The sequence below is a fragment of the Streptococcus mitis genome, from assembly GCF_009496205.1.
Taxonomy (GTDB): Bacteria; Bacillota; Bacilli; order Lactobacillales; family Streptococcaceae; genus Streptococcus; species Streptococcus mitis_BN.
In genome coordinates, this window is record NZ_WIJO01000039.1 from 1 (window position 1) to 19,163 (window position 19,163).

Sequence of the window (19,163 nt, forward strand, 5' to 3'; positions counted from 1 at the left end):
CATATGATTCTTTCTAATGATAGTTTGGTCGCTTTTCATTATAGATGATATGGGACTTTTTTTCTACAACAAAATAGGCTCCATAATATCCATAGGGGATTTACCCACTACAAATATTATAGAGCCTTTTTATTTAACTATTATGCTTTACAAACTAGTGTGGAAGTGGTATATTATATATGAAACTACTAGTAGGTATTACAAAGTAGATTAGAAGGGAGAAGGGATGAAGGAAACTCAACTATTAAAAGGTGTTCTTGAAGGTTGTGTCTTGGATATGATTGCTAAAAAAGAGCGATATGGTTATGAGTTGGTTCAGACTTTGCGAGAGGCTGGCTTTGATACTATCGTTCCAGGAACTATTTATCCTTTGTTGCAAAAGTTAGAAAAAAATCAATGGATTAGAGGCGACATGCGTCCGTCGCCAGATGGTCCAGATCGGAAGTATTTTTCGTTAACCAAAGAAGGAGAAGAGCGTGTCTCGATCTTTTGGCAACAATGGGATGATTTGAGTCAAAAAGTAGAAAGGATTAAGAACGGGGGTTAAACCATGAAGAAAATGAAGTATTATGAAGAAACAAGCGCTTTGTTGCATGAGTTTTCTGAGGAGAATCAGCAGTATTTTGAGGAGCTGTGGGATAGTTTTAATCTTGCTGGATTTCTCTATGATGAGGACTATCTCAGAGAGCAAATCTATTTGATGATGTTAGATTTCTCAGAAGCAGAACGAGATGGCATGAGTGCAGAGGATTATCTAGGTAAGAATCCTAAAAAAATAATGAAAGAGATTCTCAAGGAAGCGCCACGCAGTTCGATCAAGGAGTCCCTTTTGACACCAATTTTTGTCCTAGCGATATTACGTTACTATCATCTACTGGGTGATTTTTCTAAAGGTCCTCTCTTAGCAGTCAATTTGCTTACGTTTTTAGGGCAACTTCTTCTTTTTTTGATTGGATTTTGGCTTGTAGCCACAATCTTACGATGGAGTTTAGTCCAAGATTCTTCTAAAATGAAAATTGGCACCTATATTGTCGTTGGGATTCTTGTTCTGCTAGTTGTTCTGGGATATGTAGGAATAGGAAGTTTTGTACAAGAAGGAGCATTTTATCTTCCTGCTCCCTGGGATAGTTTCCTTGTCTTTACGCTTTCTCTAGTCATCAGTATTTGGAATTGGAAAGAAGCGTTTTTTCGTCCTTTTAACAGTATGATTGTTGCCCACCTTATTGTAGGTTCTCTGCTCCGTTACTATGAGTGGATGGGAATTTCAAATGTTTTTCTTACAAAGATTATTCCTTTAGCTATCCTCTTTATTGGAGTCTTTCTCTTTTTCCGTGGGTTTAAGAAGATAGTATGGAGTGAAATATAGTCAAAAAGCCGTTGTAAAGTGGTTTTTAACAATAATGATATATGATACGATTGATTGTTTTGATATATTATAGTAAAATGGAATAAAAATGCGTAAGGATGTTAAATATGAAGAAGTTGGTTTATGCGAGTCTAGCCTTTTTATCAGTCTTTACTTTGGCGGCTTGTTCTGGTCATAAGAAAGAGACAAAAGTTTCAGAAGCAAAAGTGGAACAAAAACAAGCTAAGTTTGATGAAAAGTTGTTTAAAGAAGCTGGTCTATTGCCGTTTAAAAGTGAAAAACAGCTTGAACTTGGAGAACTGGATTCTAAAAATCGTGCGACGGGTGCTCATATTCAGCTAAAGGATAGTGATGAGCCAACTGAGAAAAGAGATTCAAAATTGACCTATGATCCGGTAGGGTGGCACAACTATAAATTCTTTTACGGAGATGGCCGGGAAGAAGCTTGGTTAATGAGTAGAGGCCATTTGATTGGATATCAGTTTAGTGGATTGAACGATGAAAAGAAAAACTTGGTCCCTATGACTAACTGGCTCAATGCTGGAAACTATTCTGGAACGGATGAACATAACCAGAATAGTATACTTTACTATGAAAATCGGTTGGATTCATGGCTCGCTAATCATCCAAACTACTATCTTGATTACAAGGTGACGCCAATTTATCAAAATGATGAGCTTATTCCTAGACAGATTGGGTTGCAATATGTAGGGATTGATGAAAATGGTAAGCTATTAGAAATTAAGTTGGGTAGCAGTAAGGAAAAGGTGGATAAGTATTCTGTGACGCATGTCATTTTAGATAATGTTTCGGCTAATGCAGAAATTAACTATTTGGACGGAACTGCTAAAAATCTAGTTGAAGATGCTAAGGTAAAAGAAGAAAAAGAAAAGGCTAAGAAGGAAGAAGAGGCAAAAGCTAAGAAAGAGGCGGAGGAAAAAGCAGAAGCTGAGAAGAAGGCGAAAGAAGAGGAAGAAAAGGCTCGTCAAGCAGAACAAGAAAAGGAAGAGAGTCAGGAATCAAACACGCAAGCAGCAAATTCAGGTGGTTATTTCAAAGATTCCAGAGGAAGATGGCATAAACCAAATGGCAAGTATGCCTCTAAGAAAGAAATTAAAGCAGCTGGATTAACTTGGTAATCATGTAAATGATGGAAGAATAGAATAAATCATTTTCAAAAAGCCGTTGCAAAGCGGTTTTTTTTGTTGCTTGTTTTGGGGTAATATAGTAGAATTATGAAGATATTAAATATTTTTTGGAGATTAAAATGAAGAAAAAAATAATTATATTGTCAATGTGTCTTATTGTAGGAATTTCAGGTTTGGGATATTATTTTTTATCTTATGTCCCCTACAGGGCTGCTGTAACTAAGTTTGAAGATACAGTTAGAGATTTAAAAGACAAAAATAAAGAGGTTGAAGACCAAATAGCTGAGGCTGAGAAGGTAATTGAAATTGGCGAAGAGCCATTGGATTCAAAAAAATTAGAAGAATTAAAAAAAGCAATTGAAGATAGTCAAAATTCACTTCGTAAGGTACCAGAAATGGAGAAAGCGACTGCTAATATTGAGGAACAAATAGAAGAATTAAGTAAACCATTAGACTATAGTGAAACAAAAAAGAATTTATCTGACAAACAGACTCTTTATCAAAATAGTATTCTTCAGCTAAAACAAATTACAAATCCATCTAATACTTTTGTTGAAGAAAGACTCAAAGAAATTTCTTCAATTACAGGAGTACAGTCTGTTACTGAAAATAACGATCCAAATAATAAATTGAATAAACAAGGTGGGTATACAGCGTCTGTATATTTTGTTGACAATCAAGTTACACATTCAGTAGAGGGATCTGATATTGTTCAGAAAGGAAATGATGCTGGTGGAAATGTAGAGGTGTATAAGACAAAAGAAGAATCTGAGAAACGCAACACATATATTAGCGCATTTGATGGTACTGCTTTAAATCCTGGTTCGCACTATGTTTATGGAACAGTTTTAATTCGTACTTCACATTATTTAACAGGAACACAGCAGAAAGAGTTAACTGAAAAAATTTATAATAAACTGATTGAACTTAAATAATTAAAAAATTGGATAGCTATTAGTTTATTTAACTAATATACAGTCAAAAAGCCGTTGCAAAGCGGTTTTTTGTTATAATTAAATGAAGAATGTAAAATCAAAGGAGAATAACATGACATTTGAAGAAATCCTGCCAGGCTTAAAGGCTAAGAAAAAATATGTACGTACTGGTTGGGGAGGTGCTGAAAACTATGTCCAACTTTTTGACACCATTGAACAAAACGGGATTGCACTTGAAGTGACACCTTATTTCCTAATCAACGTGTCTGGAGAAGGGGAAGGTTTTTCCATGTGGAGCCCGACACCTTGTGATGTTTTGGCGACAGATTGGGTAGAAGTGCATGGCTAGACGTGTACTCATTACAGGAGTGAGTTCAGGTATCGGATTGGCTCAGGCTCGACTTTTTTTAGAGAAGGACTATCAAGTTTATGGAGTGGACCAAGGTGAAAATCCATTCCTACAAGGTGATTTCCATTTTTTACAGAGAGATTTGACCTTGGACTTGGAGCCTATTTTTGACTGGTGTCCTCAGGTTGATGTTTTGTGCAATACTGCTGGAGTTTTGGATGATTATAAACCACTTTTGGTGCAATCAGCCCAGGAAATTCAAGAGATTTTTGAAATCAACTATGTGACTCCTGTTGAGTTGACTCGGCATTATTTGACACAAATGCTGGAGAATAAAAAAGGAATCATTATCAATATGTGCTCCATTGCTTCTAGCCTAGCAGGTGGTGGTGGACACGCTTATACCTCCTCAAAGCACGCCCTAGCTGGCTTTACCAAGCAGTTGGCTCTAGACTATGCAGAAGATGGGATTCAGGTATTTGGTATCGCTCCAGGAGCCGTCAAGACAGCTATGACCGCTGCGGATTTTGAGCCAGGTGGATTGGCTGACTGGGTGGCTAGTGAAACCCCAATCAAACGCTGGATTGAGCCAGAGGAAGTAGCAGAAATTAGCCTTTTCTTAGCAAGTGGGAAAGCGAGCTCCATGCAGGGACAAATTTTGACTATTGATGGTGGCTGGTCTTTGAAGTAGGTAGAATAAAATTTAATAAAAAGGAGGAACCCATGACACCGCAAGAAATGTGGAATGCCTACAAGAAAATTAACCCCTCTATAGGAGATGAAATCGATGCTTGGGCTTTTGGAGTGGAACCAGACCTTTTAGCAGATTTGGTTTTAAAAGGCGAAAAAACAGCAACAGCATCAGCCTACGACCTCTATGCACTAGAAGCCGAGTCTCTTCCTCAAGAAGGAACTTTTGATGTCATTTTAGATAGTCAAAATCAGGCTGTCTGTATTGTCGAAATTACAAAGGTTTCTGTCCAGCCCTTCAATCAAGTTTCTGCTCAACATGCCTTTAAGGAAGGAGAAGGTGACAAATCCCTAGCCTATTGGCGTCAGGTTCATGAGGATTGTTTTGCCGAGTGGCTGAGAGAAGCAGGACTGACTTTTACACCTGAAAGCAAGGTTGTTTTAGAAGAATTTCGCAAGGTCTACCCACTGTAGGCTATTAGAAGGAAGAAAGTTTTGGAAATCGCCGTCCAATCCTTTTTTCTTAAGCAAAACATGATATAATAAGTTTGTTTGAAGAAGAGCTCTAGCTCTTAAACTTAGAATAGGAGAAAACTATGCAAGCAGTTGAACATTTTATTAAGCAATTTGTTCCTGAACATTATGATTTATTTTTAGACTTGAGTCGTGAGACCAAGACTTTTTCAGGAAAGGTGACTATTAGTGGTCAAGCACAGAGTGACCGTATTTCCCTCCACCAAAAAGACTTGGAAATCGCCACTGTAGAAGTTGCAGGTCAAGCTCGCCCATTTACAGTTGACCATGACAATGAAGCCCTTCATATTGAACTTGCTGAAGCAGGTCAAGTTGAAGTGGTTATCGCTTTCTCAGGAAGAATTACAGACAACATGACAGGGATTTACCCATCTTACTACACAGTTGATGGAGTCAAGAAGGAAGTATTGTCTACTCAGTTCGAGAGCCATTTTGCGCGCGAAGCCTTCCCATGTGTGGATGAGCCTGAAGCCAAGGCAACTTTTGATTTCTCTCTACGTTTTGACCAAGCAGAAGGTGAAGTGGCCTTGTCTAACATGCCTGAGATTGATGTGGAAAACCGCAAGGAAACAGGTATCTGGAAGTTTGAAACAACACCTCGCATGTCTTCTTACTTGTTAGCCTTTGTTGCGGGTGATTTGCAAGGTGTGACGGCTAAAACTAAAAACGGTACCCTTGTAGGTGTCTACTCAACCAAAGCTCACCCATTATCTAACCTTGATTTCTCACTGGACATCGCCGTTCGCTCCATCGAGTTTTACGAAGATTACTACGGAGTCAAATACCCAATCCCTCAATCTCTCCATATCGCCCTTCCTGACTTCTCAGCAGGTGCTATGGAAAACTGGGGTCTTGTGACCTACCGTGAAGTTTGCTTGGTTGTAGATGAGAACTCAACTTTTGCTAGTCGCCAACAAGTTGCCCTTGTTGTGGCACATGAATTGGCTCACCAATGGTTTGGCAATCTCGTTACTATGAAATGGTGGGATGACCTTTGGCTCAATGAAAGCTTTGCTAACATGATGGAATATGTCTGTGTGGATGCCATTGAGCCAAGCTGGAATATTTTTGAAGATTTCCAAACAGGTGGAGTGCCTCACGCTCTTGAACGCGATGCGACTGATGGAGTTCAGTCAGTTCACGTCGAAGTCAAACACCCAGATGAAATCAATACACTCTTTGACGGAGCTATCGTCTATGCCAAAGGAAGTCGCCTCATGCACATGCTTCGTCGTTGGCTGGGTGATGCCGATTTTGCCAAAGGTTTGCATGCCTACTTTGAAAAACATCAGTACAGCAATACAATTGGTCGTGATCTTTGGGATGCCCTTGGTCAAGCGTCTGGACGTGATGTCGCAGCCTTTATGGATTCTTGGTTGGAACAGCCTGGTTACCCAGTTCTCACTGTCAAAGTTGAAAATGATGTTTTGAAGATTTCACAAAAACAATTCTTTATCGGTGAGAACGAAGACAAGAACCGTCTCTGGGTTGTGCCACTCAATAGCAACTGGAAAGGCTTGCCTGATACACTTGAAACTGAAAGCATCGAAATTCCAGGCTACGCAGCCCTTCTTGCTGAAAATGAAGGAGCTCTTCGTTTCAATACTGAAAATACAGCCCACTATATTACAGACTATCAAGGAGACTTGTTAGATGCTGTTCTTGCTGACCTAGTTGAGCTTGATAACACAAGTAAACTTCAAATCGTTCAAGAACGTCGTTTGCTTGCTGAAGCGGGGCACATTTCTTATGCTGACTTGCTCCCAGTCCTTGATAAACTTGCTAAAGAAGAATCTTACCTTGTCGTTTCAGCTGTTTCTCAAGTGATTTCTGCCCTAGAGCGCTTTATCGATGAAGGAACAGAAGCCGAAAGAGCCTTCAAAGAATTGGTTGCTAAATTGGCTCGTCACAACTATGACCGTCTTGGTTTTGAAGCTAAAGATGGAGAATCAGATGAGGATGAATTGGTTCGTCAGTTGGCTGTTTCTATGATGATTCGTTCAAATGATGCAGAAGCTAGTCAAGTCGCTAGCCAAATCTTCGCGGCTCACAAGGATCAGCTTGCAGGACTTCCAGCAGCTATTCGTTCCCAAGTCCTAATCAATGAAATGAAACATCACGAGACTAAGGAATTGGTAGCCATTTATCTTGACCTTTACACTCATGCGACGGATGCGGTCTTCAAGCGCCAGTTGGCAGGAGCTCTTGCATACAGTACAGATGCCGAAAATATTCAAACCTTGATTGCTTCTTGGAAGGACAAATTTGTGGTCAAACCACAAGACTTGTCTGCTTGGTACTTCCAGTTCTTAAACCATCAAGCAACTCAGGAAACAGCATGGTCTTGGGCTCGTGAAAACTGGGCTTGGATCAAGGCAGCTCTTGGAGGAGATATGAGCTTTGATAGCTTTGTTATCCTTCCTGCTCATGTATTTAAGACAGAGCAACGCTTGGCGGAATATAAGGAATTCTTTGAGCCACAACTTTCTGATCTTGCTCTTAGCCGTAACATCGGTATGGGAATCAAGGAAATTGCAGCGCGTGTTGACTTGATTAACCGTGAAAAAGCTGCAGTGGAAGCAGTTGTTCTTCAATACGGAAATGCATAAATAAGCCTAAAATAAAAAGAAAACTCAGCTATCTCATGTAAAATGCAGAGAGTTGAGTTTTTTTTAAGGCAAATTTGGTATAATGGTTTTAATAAGGAGGAGTTTCTCATGATAAAAATCTTATTAGTTGAGGATGACCTAGGCCTGTCAAATTCAGTATTTGACTTTTTAGACGATTTTGCGGATGTCATGCAGGTATTTGATGGGGAAGAAGGTCTCTACGAAGCTGAGAGTGGCGTTTATGACTTGATTTTGCTCGATCTAATGTTGCCTGAAAAAAATGGCTTCCAAGTCTTGAAAGAATTGCGTGAAAAGGGGATTACGACTCCAGTTCTGATCATGACTGCCAAGGAAAGTTTGGATGATAAGGGACATGGATTTGAACTGGGAGCGGATGATTATCTGACTAAACCTTTCTACCTAGAAGAACTCAAAATGCGGATTCAAGCCCTTCTCAAACGTTCAGGTAAATTTAATGAAAACAGCTTGACTTATGGAAATATTGTGGTTAATTTGTCAACCAATACCGTTAAAGTCGAAGATACTCCTGTCGAATTGTTGGGGAAAGAGTTCGATTTATTAGTTTATTTCCTTCAAAATCAAAATGTTATTTTGCCCAAGACTCAGATTTTTGATCGTCTATGGGGATTTGATAGTGACACAACGATTTCAGTTGTCGAAGTCTATGTTTCAAAAGTCCGTAAGAAATTAAAAGGAACCACTTTTGCAGAGAATTTGCAAACCTTGCGCAGTGTTGGGTATATTTTAAAAGATGTTCAGTAAACTAAAAAAAACATGGTATGCGGATGACTTTAGTTATTTTATCCGCAACTTTGGTGTCTTCACTCTGATTTTCTCTACAATGACTCTGATTATTTTGCAGGTCATGCATTCGAGTCTTTATACTTCGGTGGATGATAAGCTTCATGGACTGAGTGAAAATCCTCAAGCAGTTATTCAGCTGGCAGTAAATAGGGCAACAGAAGAGATTAAAGACTTAGAGAATGCGGCTACAGATACTAGCAAGACTGAAGTAAAACCGAATGTCAGTTCCAACACAGAAGTCATTCTTTTTGATAAAAATTTTACCCAACTCCTTTCTGGAAATCGATTTTTGGGATTGGATAAGATTAAGTTAGAAAAGAAAGAACTAGGCCATATCTACCAGATTCAGGTTTTTAATAGCTATGGACAAGAAGAAATCTATCGCATGATATTGATGGAAACGAATATTAGTTCGGTTTCAACCAATATCAAGTATGCGGCTGTCTTGATTAATACCAGTCAGTTGGAGCAGGCTAGTCAAAAGCATGAACAATTGATTGTGGTTGTGATGGCTAGTTTCTGGATTTTGTCTTTACTTGCCAGTCTCTATCTAGCTCGAGTCAGTGTTCGTCCTCTGCTTGAGAGCATGCAGAAGCAGCAGTCCTTTGTGGAAAATGCCAGTCATGAGTTACGAACTCCACTTGCAGTTCTGCAAAATCGTTTAGAGACCCTTTTCCGTAAGCCAGAAGCTACCATTATGGATGTGAGTGAAAGCATTGCATCGAGTTTGGAAGAAGTCCGAAATATGCGTTTTTTGACGACAAACTTGCTGAACTTAGCTCGACGAGATGATGGAATTAAGCCAGAACTTGCAGAAGTTCCAACTAGCTTTTTTAACACGACTTTCACAAACTATGAGATGATTGCTTCTGAAAATGACCGTGTCTTCCGTTTTGAAAATCGCATCCATCGCACGATTGTCACAGATCAGCTTCTCTTGAAGCAGTTGATGACTATCCTATTTGATAATGCTGTCAAGTATACTGAAGAAGATGGTGAAATTGATTTTATGATTTCAGCGACTGATCGTAATCTGTATTTGCTAGTTTCCGATAATGGAGTCGGTATTTCCGCGGAAGATAAGAAGAAAATTTTTGATCGTTTTTATCGAGTGGACAAGGCTAGAACCCGTCAAAAAGGTGGTTTTGGTTTAGGTTTATCCCTAGCCAAGCAAATTGTAGATGCCCTAAAAGGAACCATTACTGTTAAAGATAATAAACCAAAGGGAACAATCTTTGAAGTGAAGATTGCCATCCACACACCATCTAAAAAGAAAAAATAAAAATATCGCTCCAGACGGGGCGATATTTTGGATTTATCTTCTACGTTTTCGTTTGATGATAGACCGTTGAACTTTTAAAACAAGTAAGCTGGATCCGATTGCTGCGGCAAATGCAAGAGCAGTTGATAGTTTTAATGCTAAAAAGATAAAACTAAAGATAGCAATACAGATACAAAAAACAGCGATATTAACAAAAAATAGGATTTCCTTGAGATTGGCATCAGATTGCGCTTCAGGTGTATAATCTTGATAGCGAGGAACCTGCTGGCTTAATTCTTCTTGATAGTCTACCTCATAGGATTGTAATTTTCTTACGGGCATTATTCTCTCCTTAACAGTACATACCTATTTTATCATTTTTTCAGCAGAGAATTATTACAGAAAGGTTACAATAAGAATAAAGTCCCTTTTCAAAATCACTTTTCTTGACACCATAATGTGAAAATGATAGGATGGATGGACACCAAATACTTATTAATATTCATAATTGCTTATATTAGCAAGGGAATAGAGCTACCAAATGATTCTTTTTTACGAAAATTTCTTTCCTTATTTTCTTGATTTTATTTAATTTGATTAGTGAGATTTGTTTTGAATACAGAGACAGATTTTCTGTCTCCTATTTTTATAGTAGTGGGGTGTCTAATCGATACCTCTTGAAAAGTTAAAGGAGATAAGCATGTATCTTGCTATCAAAGAAATATTACGAAACAAACTTCGATATAGTTTGATTCTAACTACCATTTTTCTCATTGCTTTTATGGTCTTTTTTATGACTAGTTTAGCTCTTGGACTTGTGCGAAACAATCGGGCTGCTATTGATAATTGGCAAGCGACGGGTATAGTTTTATCTGACTATGCAAATGATAATTTGACAGCATCTTTTATTCCTGAAAAGGACTATAAGGAAAAGAGTTCTGAGGAGGCTACTCCACTGGGTTATATGTTCGCTGTGACCAATCTAGTCGATGATAGTGAAAAGATCAATGTTTCCATCTTTGCTCAGGAGTGGGACGCTTTTATCTCTCCTAGTTTGACGGAGGGCCGATATCCTGAAGGGGATGACGAAGTGGTCGTGGATCAGTCCTTCGAGAATTATGGAATCAAGCTAGGTGATGCCATTCAACTCAATGGAAGCGAGGCAAGGTACAAGATTGTAGGCCTGACCCAAGGAAATAAATTTTTCACCGAGCCTGTTGTCTTTACGAGTCTGACAACTTATTGGACCTTACAAGGAACTTTAAAATCAAATAAATCGATTTCTGCCTTGGTATTGAAAAATGATATAGAAGTGGCTGGCGATGGACTGAAACAAATTTCTATTCCCAAAATGATTTCGAAAATTCCTGGTTACACACCTCAGGTGAATGTATTTTCAGGGATGATTATTGCTATGATTGTCATCACAGGCTTGATTGTGGGTATATTTGTTTATATCATTACCATACAAAAACTAGGACTTTATGGAATAATGCGGGCTCAGGGAATACAGATCAAAACCATTGTATGGTCTCTTTTCTGTCAAATCTTCTTCCTAGCTGGTATGGGGATCGCTTTAGCCTTGCTTGCTATTGGAGGAGTGATTTTAGTCTTGCCAGCTACCTTCTTTTTCTACCCAAGTTGGTTAGCCTATTCTGTCCTAAGCTTGGTGATTTGCTTGATGGCCATGCTAGGTGGTGTCATTTCACTTCCACGCTTGCTAAAGGTGGACCCGATTACTGCGATTGCAGACTGATAAGGAGAATAGTATGACAGCATTGATTGAAATGACTCAAGTGACAAAAACGTACGGGGAAGGAAAGATGAAAGTCATAGCTCTACATGAGACGAATTTTCAGCTAAATGCGGGAGAGTTCGTGGCTATCGTTGGGCCTTCAGGCTCTGGAAAGACGACCTTTCTAACGACTCTAGGCCAACTTCAGGAAGCATCGAGTGGAAAGATTTTAGTTAAGGGGAAGGAAACAGGCAGTTTGACGGAGAAGGAGAAAACAGACCTCCGTTTTAGAGAGTTTGGCTTTATTCTTCAGGCTTCAAACTTAATTCCTTTTCTAACGGTCAAAGAACAGCTGGATTTGATTGACAGACTGGATAAGGGAAAAAATAGTAAAAGTGATCGAAAAGAGTTACTGGACTTGTTGGATTTGGAAAAGGTACAAGATCAGTATCCCAAGGCTTTATCAGGTGGTGAACGTCAACGGGCTGCGATTGCTAGAGCCCTCTATAACAATCCAAGCATTGTGCTTGCCGATGAGCCAACAGCCAGTCTGGATACCGAGCGTGCCTACCAAGTTACGGAGATGTTGTCGGCCATTGCCCACGAACAGGGTAGAGGAGTTGTCATGATTACACATGATACACGCCTCCTTGATAAGTTTGACCGAATTTATGTCATGAATGATGGTCACCTAGTTGAAGAAACACATGCATAAAAAGAGAGTGAACGGTATTGGATACTGTCCACTTTTTAATTTCAAAATTTAAAAATAAGACGGACTTTTTGTAAAACTCCCAGTATTCATAGCTGATTTTGCAGAAATGTGGTATAATTTTTCTTATGGAAAAGATTATTATTACAGCAACTGCTGAAAGTATTGAACAAGTTAAACAACTGCTCGAAGCTGGCGTAGACCGTATCTATGTTGGTGAGAAAGATTTTGGCCTTCGTCTGCCAACAACTTTTAGTCATGACCAATTGCGTGAAATCGCTAAGCTGGTTCATGATGCTGATAAGGAATTGATTGTTGCGGTTAATGCACTCATGCACCAAGATATGATGGACCGTATCAAGCCTTTCTTAGACTTTTTGGAAGAAATCAAGACAGACTACATTACGATTGGGGATGCAGGCGTTTTTTACGTAGTCAATCGCGATGGTTATTCATTTAAGACTATCTACGATGCCTCAACTATGGTAACTAGCAGCCGTCAGATTAACTTCTGGGGACAAAAGGCTGGCGCATCTGAGGCTGTTTTGGCGCGTGAAATTCCATCAGCTGAACTTTTCAAAATGCCAGAGATTTTGGAAATTCCTGCTGAAGTTTTGGTTTACGGTGCTAGTGTTATTCACCATTCTAAACGTCCACTCTTGCAAAACTACTATAACTTTACGCATATCGATGATGAAAAGACGCGTAAACGTGACCTCTTCTTGGCTGAACCAAGCGACCCAGAGAGCCACTATTCCATTTTTGAAGACAATCATGGTACCCATATCTTTGCCAACAATGACCTTGATTTGATGACCAAATTGACAGAATTGGTCGAGCATGGTTTTACTCACTGGAAATTAGAAGGTCTCTATACACCTGGTCAGAACTTTGTTGAGATTGCAAAACTCTTTATCCAAGCGCGTAGCTTGATCCAAGAGGGCAACTTTAGCCATGACCAAGCTTTCTTGCTGGATGAAGAAGTTCGTAAACTTCACCCTAAAAACCGTTTTCTTGATACAGGATTTTATGACTACGATCCTGATATGGTTAAATAGGACATCAAAACCCGAAATAAAAATGTTCGGGTTTTTCTAGTGTATCCATGAAATAAAAGCCTTTACATGGTATAATAGAGGTAGCTCTTTAATGGAGGTGTTTGAGTGGAAAATCTGAAGAAAATGGCAGGTATCAAGGCTGCTGAATTTGTCAATGATGGCATGGTTGTCGGACTGGGAACGGGTTCTACTGCCTATTATTTTGTCGAAGAAATTGGTCGTCGTATCAAGGAAGAAGGGTTACAGATTACAGCTGTAACGACTTCTAGTGTGACTAGTAAACAGGCTGAAGGGCTTAATATCCCACTCAAGTCTATTGACCAAGTAGACTTTGTCGATGTGACAGTCGACGGGGCGGATGAAGTGGATAATCAGTTTAACGGAATCAAAGGCGGTGGTGGTGCCCTTCTCATGGAGAAGGTTGTGGCAACGCCCTCAAAAGACTACATTTGGGTAGTGGATGAAAGCAAGCTGGTCGACAAACTAGGTGCTTTTAAATTGCCTGTAGAAGTGGTTCAGTATGGCGCAGAACAAGTCTTTCGTCGTTTTGAGCGAGCTGGCTACAAACCAAGTTTCCGTGAAAAAGATGGCCAACGTTTTGTGACCGATATGCAGAACTTTATCATTGACCTTGCCTTGGATGTCATCGAAGATCCAATTACTTTCGGACAAGAATTGGACCATGTCGTTGGTGTTGTAGAGCACGGCTTATTCAACAAAATGGTGGATAAGGTCATCGTTGCTGGACGAGACGGAGTTCAGATTTTAACTTCAAGCAAAGCAAAATAATAAGGAGATACACTATGTCAAAATTTAATCGTATTCACTTGGTGGTACTGGATTCTGTAGGAATCGGTGCTGCACCAGATGCTAATAACTTTGTCAATGCAGGGGTTCCAGATGGAGCTTCTGACACACTGGGACACATTTCAAAAGCAGTTGGTTTGAATGTCCCAAACATGGCTAAAATTGGTCTTGGAAATATTCCTCGAGAAACTCCTCTTAAGACTGTTCCAGCTGAAAGCAATCCAACAGGATATGCAACAAAATTGGAAGAAGTATCTCTTGGTAAGGATACTATGACTGGACACTGGGAAATCATGGGACTTAACATTACTGAGCCTTTCGATACTTTCTGGAACGGATTCCCAGAAGAAATTTTGACAAAAATCGAAGATTTCTCAGGACGCAAGGTTATTCGTGAAGCTAACAAACCTTACTCAGGAACGGCTGTTATCGATGATTTTGGACCACGTCAAATGGAAACTGGGGAGTTGATTATCTATACTTCAGCTGATCCTGTTTTGCAAATTGCTGCCCACGAAGATATTATTCCTTTGGATGAATTGTACCGTATCTGTGAATACGCTCGTTCGATTACCCTTGAGCGCCCTGCCCTTCTAGGTCGCATTATTGCCCGTCCATATGTTGGTGAGCCAGGTAACTTCACTCGTACGGCAAATCGTCGTGACTTGGCCGTATCCCCATTTGCACCAACTGTTTTGGATAAATTGAATGAAGCAGGTATCGATACTTACGCTGTTGGTAAAATCAACGATATCTTTAACGGTGCAGGAATCAATCATGACATGGGACACAACAAGTCAAACAGCCACGGAATTGATACATTATTGAAGACCATGGGACTTGCTGAATTTGAAAAAGGATTCTCCTTCACAAACTTGGTTGACTTTGATGCCCTTTACGGTCACCGTCGCAATGCTCATGGTTACCGTGATTGCTTGCATGAGTTCGATGAACGCTTGCCTGAAATTATCGCAGCCATGAGAGAGAATGACCTTCTCTTGATTACTGCGGACCACGGGAACGACCCAACTTACGCAGGAACAGACCACACTCGTGAATATATTCCACTTTTGGCCTATAGCCCTGCCTTTAAAGGAAACGGTTTGATTCCAGTTGGACATTTTGCAGATATCTCAGCGACAGTTGCGGATAATTTTGGTGTGGAAACTGCCATGATTGGGGAAAGTTTCTTAGATAAATTGGTATAAGATGATGCGCTATGCTTTACTTGTTAGGGGCATTAATGTCGGTGGGAAAAATAAGGTTGTCATGGCGCAACTTCGTCAAGAATTGACAGAGTTGGGACTGGAAAAGGTTGAGACCTACATCAACAGTGGCAATATTTTCTTTACTTCGACAGACCCCAAAGAACGATTGGTTGAAAAGTTAGAGGCATTCTTTGAAATCCATTATCCATTTATTCAGAGCTTTTCCTTGCTAAGTCAGGAAAACTATGAAGCAGAGCTGAAGAATCTGCCAGATTGGTGGACCAAAGATTTGGCTCGAAAAGATGTCCTCTTCTACACGGAGGGTTTAGATGTGGACCAAGTCATAGAGAAAGTAGGCAGTTTGAAACTGGAAGATGAAGTTCTTCATTTTGGTAAACTTGGGATTTTCTGGGGGAAATTCTCTGAAGAATCCTACTCTAAGACAGCCTATCATAAGCACCTGCTCAAGATGTCATTCTATCGCCACATTACCATTCGCAATGCTAAAACTTTTGACAAAATCGGTCAAATGCTAAAAACTAAAAAAGGAGACACACAATGACATTTTTAGATAAAATCAATGAAACAGCTGCCTTCCTGAGAGACAAGGGGATTGCAGCCCCTGAGTTTGGTCTAATCCTTGGATCAGGACTGGGAGAACTGGCAGAAGAAATCGAAAATCCAGTTGTAGTAGACTATGCTGAGATTCCAAACTGGGGCCGCTCTACAGTAGTCGGACACGCTGGTAAATTGGTATATGGTGAACTTGCAGGTCGTAAGGTCTTGGCTCTTCAAGGTCGCTTCCATTTCTACGAAGGCAATCCTCTGGAAGTCGTGACTTTCCCAGTACGTGTCATGAAAGTTCTTGGATGTGAAGGTGTTATTGTAACCAATGCAGCTGGTGGTATCGGATTTGGTCCTGGTACCTTGATGGCTATCTCAGACCATATCAATATGACGGGGCAGAACCCATTGATGGGTGAAAACTTGGATGATTTTGGTCCACGTTTCCCTGATATGTCTAAAGCCTATACACCAGAATACCGTGCTACTGCCCATGAAGTGGCTAAGAAACTTGGTATCAAGCTTGATGAAGGTGTCTATATCGGTGTAACTGGTCCGACTTATGAAACACCAGCAGAAATTCGCGCCTATAAGACACTGGGAGCAGATGCAGTTGGTATGTCGACTGTTCCTGAAGTTATTGTGGCAGCTCACTCAGGCTTGAAAGTTCTCGGTATTTCATGTATTACTAACCATGCTGCTGGTTTCCAAGAAGAACTCAACCACGAAGAAGTTGTAGAAGTGACTGAACGTGTTAAAGGTGATTTCAAAGGCTTGCTTAAAGCGATTCTTGCTGAATTGTAATCATGTTAATAGAATTGAGGAGTATTTTTCGAAAAATCCCTTATAATTTTAGATTATTCATAGCAGTAATTCTACAAGGAATAGTTTCGGGTTTATCTGGTATATTACTCCATTATCTTTTAGAGATGGTGGAGGAGCTGGCTTTTGGTCAGTCAGAGCATCATAGTGGATTTTTGACAGATGGAGTTTCCTCCTCACGGATAGGACTAAGTTTAATGATCGTGGGTCTTGGCTCAACCTTGGTCTGGTATTTCTTGCAAAAAGGGTCTAAGATTTATTCCATCAAAGCTCAGATGAAGGATGAGACTTCACAATACAAGCTTCATTTTTTAAGACAGCTATTTCATTCAATTTGGCAGATTATTGCAGTTGGAGGGGGAGCGCCTATTGGTAAAGAAGCTGCGCCACGAGAGATTGGAACTCTATTTGCAGGGCCAATTGGAAAAATATGTTTTCTCTCTAAGAAGGATCAAATCTTTCTCCTTGCTTGTGGTGCTGGTGCTGGTTTAGCTGCTGTTTATCAGGTTCCATTAACAAGTGTCTTCTTTGTTTTTGAAACCTTAGGAATTGCTCTATCTATTAAACGATTTGTCTTAGTCGGTTTGACTACCTATGTCTCAACCTATATAGCAGGCTGGGTTATTTCAGATCAGGCTCTCTACCAGATTCCAGCCATTGCATGGTCATTAAAGGAAACGTGGATTATTCCCTTATTACTTCTTTTCTTAACCCCACTAGCTTGGCTTTTTGGTCGCTTGAGTAAAGAAGTGTCTTCAAACAGGATAAAAGATAAACGAGTACTTCTCACATTGCCTACAGCTTTTCTTTTTCTTGCTGGTCTTGCAAGTTCCTTTCCACATCTACTTGGCAATGGACGCATGATGGCTCAGGAGATTTTAAATGGTAGCAGTGGTCAAACAGTGCTTCTCATGTTTTTCCTAAAAGCAGTGGTCGTTCTTATTATCCTTTGGGCAGGGGCCTATGGTGGTACACTTACGCCATCTTTTGCCTTGGGGATGGCTGGAGCTGGTCTCTTGGGTATGATTCTAGGTGGGGATAGCCAGCCAACCGTTTTACTTTTTGGGTCGGTTTGCTTTTTGTCTGTGACTTTGAGGGCTCCCTGGTCTGCAACTGGATTAGTAATAGGCTTCACTGGTATCGGTTTAGATTCTCTTCCATATCTCTTAGTAACAGCTTTCCTAGCTTATGGTTTTGCAAAAGTGTTAGATAGCTTTCCTTGGGCTAGCATACTGTGTCAGAAGTCAAAGAATAAAGTAATTAGGTAGGAAATGCCGTTTCTTCTAATCAAGGATTTATCTTAAAAGATTAAAAACTATTGTCAGTTTATCAATAACTGTTTTAAATAAAAATGTAGTAGGTTTATCGGAGTCATGATTGAATACGATTTTTCCTAGCTATGAAATATAAAAATAATAAAAAGAAAGGTAGAGCGTGTGTTCTGATTTGAACACGAGCGGAAAACTTTTCTAAAAACTCAGAAGAGAAGGGGAGTTCGGGATTGAATTGAAGCCGCTCTAATCTTCTCAATATCATCAAAATTAAGAAAGAAAGGAATTGAACCCACCCTAAAAGCAGTGGGAAAAAGATAGTTGGTCTAGCGAGCATCGCTCACTGCACCCAACTCCTATTTTTCCTTTGCTTTTTGACGGGTTTGGTATCTTATATTATGTCTATCCATATTGCTGCTCAGCAGGGTGAAATTGCTGATAAAATTCTTCTTCCTGGGGATCCTCTTCGTGCCAAGTTTATTGCGGAGAATTTCCTTGAAGATGCTGTTTGTTTTAACGAAGTGCGTAACATGTTTGGTTACACTGGTACTTACAAGGGCCACCGTGTATCTGTCATGGGAACTGGGATGGGGATGCCATCGATTTCGATTTATGCGCGTGAGTTGATTGTGGACTACGGTGTGAAAAAATTGATTCGTGTGGGAACAGCAGGTTCATTGAATGAAGATGTTCACGTTCGTGAATTAGTTTTGGCGCAGGCAGCTGCAACCAACTCTAACATTATCCGCAATGACTGGCCACAGTACGATTTCCCACAAATTGCTAGCTTTGATTTGCTTGACAAGGCCTACCATATCGCTAAAGAACTTGGTATGACAACCCACGTTGGGAACGTTTTGTCATCTGATGTCTTTTACTCAAACTACTTTGAAAAGAATATCGAGCTTGGTAAATGGGGAGTCAAGGCTGTGGAAATGGAAGCGGCAGCTCTCTACTATTTGGCAGCCCAACATCATGTTGACGCCCTTGCTATCATGACTATCTCTGATAGTTTAGTCAATCCAGATGAGGACACAACTGCAGAAGAACGCCAAAATACCTTCACAGATATGATGAAGGTTGGTTTGGAAACCTTGATTGCAGAGTAAAATGTAAAAGAAAATCCTGATTTTAAGTAAAATAGGCTCTATAATATTTGTAGTGGGTAAATCCCCTATGGATATTATGGAGCCTATTTTGTTGTAGAAAAAAAGTCCCATATCATCTATAATGAAAAGCGACCAAACTATCATTAGAAAGAATCATATG

General features: G+C 39.9%; 20 protein-coding genes. 19 read left to right on the forward strand and 1 reads right to left on the reverse strand.

All coding sequences use genetic code 11. From position 1 onward, the window contains the following. Positions 1–226 precede the first annotated feature (226 nt). From GEZ85_RS07015 to ciaH, 10 genes are all read left to right on the forward strand, one after another. Positions 227–547 (forward strand): PadR family transcriptional regulator, encoded by a 321-nt coding sequence (locus GEZ85_RS07015; protein WP_153209912.1) that lies wholly within the window; start codon positions 227–229, stop codon positions 545–547. Between the two features lie 3 nt (positions 548–550). After that, complete coding sequence (locus GEZ85_RS07020) at positions 551–1,366, forward strand: hypothetical protein (protein WP_153209911.1); 816 nt, start codon at positions 551–553, stop codon at positions 1,364–1,366. A gap of 107 nt (positions 1,367–1,473) precedes the next feature. Further along, entirely contained in the window at positions 1,474–2,505 is a 1,032-nt protein-coding gene (locus GEZ85_RS07025; protein WP_153209910.1) for a DNA/RNA non-specific endonuclease, read from the forward strand. A 128-nt stretch (positions 2,506–2,633) separates the two neighbouring features. Continuing rightward, positions 2,634–3,449 carry an EbhA gene (locus GEZ85_RS07030; protein ID WP_153209909.1) on the forward strand — a complete coding sequence of 272 codons (816 nt, stop codon included), beginning with the start codon at positions 2,634–2,636 and terminating at the stop codon, positions 3,447–3,449. A gap of 112 nt (positions 3,450–3,561) precedes the next feature. Then, on the forward strand, positions 3,562–3,798 hold the full coding sequence (locus GEZ85_RS07035) for a DUF2829 domain-containing protein (RefSeq protein ID WP_153209908.1): 237 nt from the start codon (positions 3,562–3,564) through the stop codon (positions 3,796–3,798). Continuing rightward, on the forward strand, positions 3,791–4,489 hold the full coding sequence (locus GEZ85_RS07040; RefSeq protein ID WP_153209907.1) for a 3-oxoacyl-ACP reductase: 699 nt from the start codon (positions 3,791–3,793) through the stop codon (positions 4,487–4,489). The genes GEZ85_RS07035 and GEZ85_RS07040 overlap by 8 nt, the downstream gene beginning before the upstream one ends. A 32-nt stretch (positions 4,490–4,521) precedes the next feature. Further along, entirely contained in the window at positions 4,522–4,962 is a 441-nt protein-coding gene (locus GEZ85_RS07045) for an ASCH domain-containing protein (RefSeq protein ID WP_084926469.1), read from the forward strand. A gap of 122 nt (positions 4,963–5,084) precedes the next feature. After that, complete coding sequence (locus tag GEZ85_RS07050) at positions 5,085–7,631, forward strand: M1 family metallopeptidase (protein WP_153209906.1); 2,547 nt, start codon at positions 5,085–5,087, stop codon at positions 7,629–7,631. A 108-nt stretch (positions 7,632–7,739) separates the two neighbouring features. Further along, positions 7,740–8,414 carry a two-component system response regulator CiaR gene (gene ciaR, locus GEZ85_RS07055; RefSeq protein ID WP_049542984.1) on the forward strand — a complete coding sequence of 225 codons (675 nt, stop codon included), beginning with the start codon at positions 7,740–7,742 and terminating at the stop codon, positions 8,412–8,414. Further along, the gene (ciaH, locus tag GEZ85_RS07060; RefSeq protein ID WP_153209905.1) at positions 8,404–9,738 is read left to right on the forward strand and encodes a two-component system sensor histidine kinase CiaH; all 1,335 of its coding nucleotides are present in this window, start codon (positions 8,404–8,406) and stop codon (positions 9,736–9,738) included. The genes ciaR and ciaH overlap by 11 nt, the downstream gene beginning before the upstream one ends. Positions 9,739–9,771: 33 nt before the next feature. On the opposite strand, the gene GEZ85_RS07065 is transcribed toward ciaH, so the two are convergent. Then, the gene (locus GEZ85_RS07065; RefSeq protein WP_004256528.1) at positions 9,772–10,059 is read right to left on the reverse strand and encodes a DUF3270 domain-containing protein; all 288 of its coding nucleotides are present in this window, start codon (positions 10,057–10,059) and stop codon (positions 9,772–9,774) included. Between the two features lie 358 nt (positions 10,060–10,417). Here GEZ85_RS07065 and GEZ85_RS07070 point away from each other — a divergent pair, with 358 nt between their 5' ends. The 9 genes from GEZ85_RS07070 to deoD all read left to right on the forward strand — a co-directional run bounded on the left by GEZ85_RS07070 (position 10,418) and on the right by deoD (position 19,003). Next, entirely contained in the window at positions 10,418–11,473 is a 1,056-nt protein-coding gene (locus GEZ85_RS07070; protein ID WP_153209904.1) for an ABC transporter permease, read from the forward strand. Positions 11,474–11,486: 13 nt separating this feature from the next. Beyond that, positions 11,487–12,167: an ABC transporter ATP-binding protein gene (locus GEZ85_RS07075; RefSeq protein WP_153209903.1), complete on the forward strand. Its 681-nt coding sequence runs from the start codon at positions 11,487–11,489 to the stop codon at positions 12,165–12,167. A gap of 125 nt (positions 12,168–12,292) precedes the next feature. Then, positions 12,293–13,222 carry a peptidase U32 family protein gene (locus tag GEZ85_RS07080; protein ID WP_101785251.1) on the forward strand — a complete coding sequence of 310 codons (930 nt, stop codon included), beginning with the start codon at positions 12,293–12,295 and terminating at the stop codon, positions 13,220–13,222. A 105-nt stretch (positions 13,223–13,327) separates the two neighbouring features. Beyond that, on the forward strand, positions 13,328–14,011 hold the full coding sequence (gene rpiA / locus GEZ85_RS07085) for a ribose-5-phosphate isomerase RpiA (protein WP_322741441.1): 684 nt from the start codon (positions 13,328–13,330) through the stop codon (positions 14,009–14,011). A gap of 14 nt (positions 14,012–14,025) precedes the next feature. Next, positions 14,026–15,237, forward strand: coding sequence for a phosphopentomutase (locus GEZ85_RS07090; RefSeq protein WP_153209902.1), 1,212 nt, complete (start codon positions 14,026–14,028; stop codon positions 15,235–15,237). A gap of 1 nt (position 15,238) precedes the next feature. Then, on the forward strand, positions 15,239–15,799 hold the full coding sequence (locus GEZ85_RS07095) for a DUF1697 domain-containing protein (RefSeq protein ID WP_153209901.1): 561 nt from the start codon (positions 15,239–15,241) through the stop codon (positions 15,797–15,799). Continuing rightward, positions 15,796–16,605 (forward strand): purine-nucleoside phosphorylase, encoded by an 810-nt coding sequence (locus tag GEZ85_RS07100; RefSeq protein WP_153209900.1) that lies wholly within the window; start codon positions 15,796–15,798, stop codon positions 16,603–16,605. The genes GEZ85_RS07095 and GEZ85_RS07100 overlap by 4 nt, the downstream gene beginning before the upstream one ends. A gap of 2 nt (positions 16,606–16,607) precedes the next feature. After that, positions 16,608–17,891: a chloride channel protein gene (locus GEZ85_RS07105; RefSeq protein WP_153209899.1), complete on the forward strand. Its 1,284-nt coding sequence runs from the start codon at positions 16,608–16,610 to the stop codon at positions 17,889–17,891. 401 nt (positions 17,892–18,292) lie between these two features. Beyond that, entirely contained in the window at positions 18,293–19,003 is a 711-nt protein-coding gene (gene deoD / locus GEZ85_RS07110) for a purine-nucleoside phosphorylase (RefSeq protein WP_000022091.1), read from the forward strand. Positions 19,004–19,163: the final 160 nt, after the last annotated feature.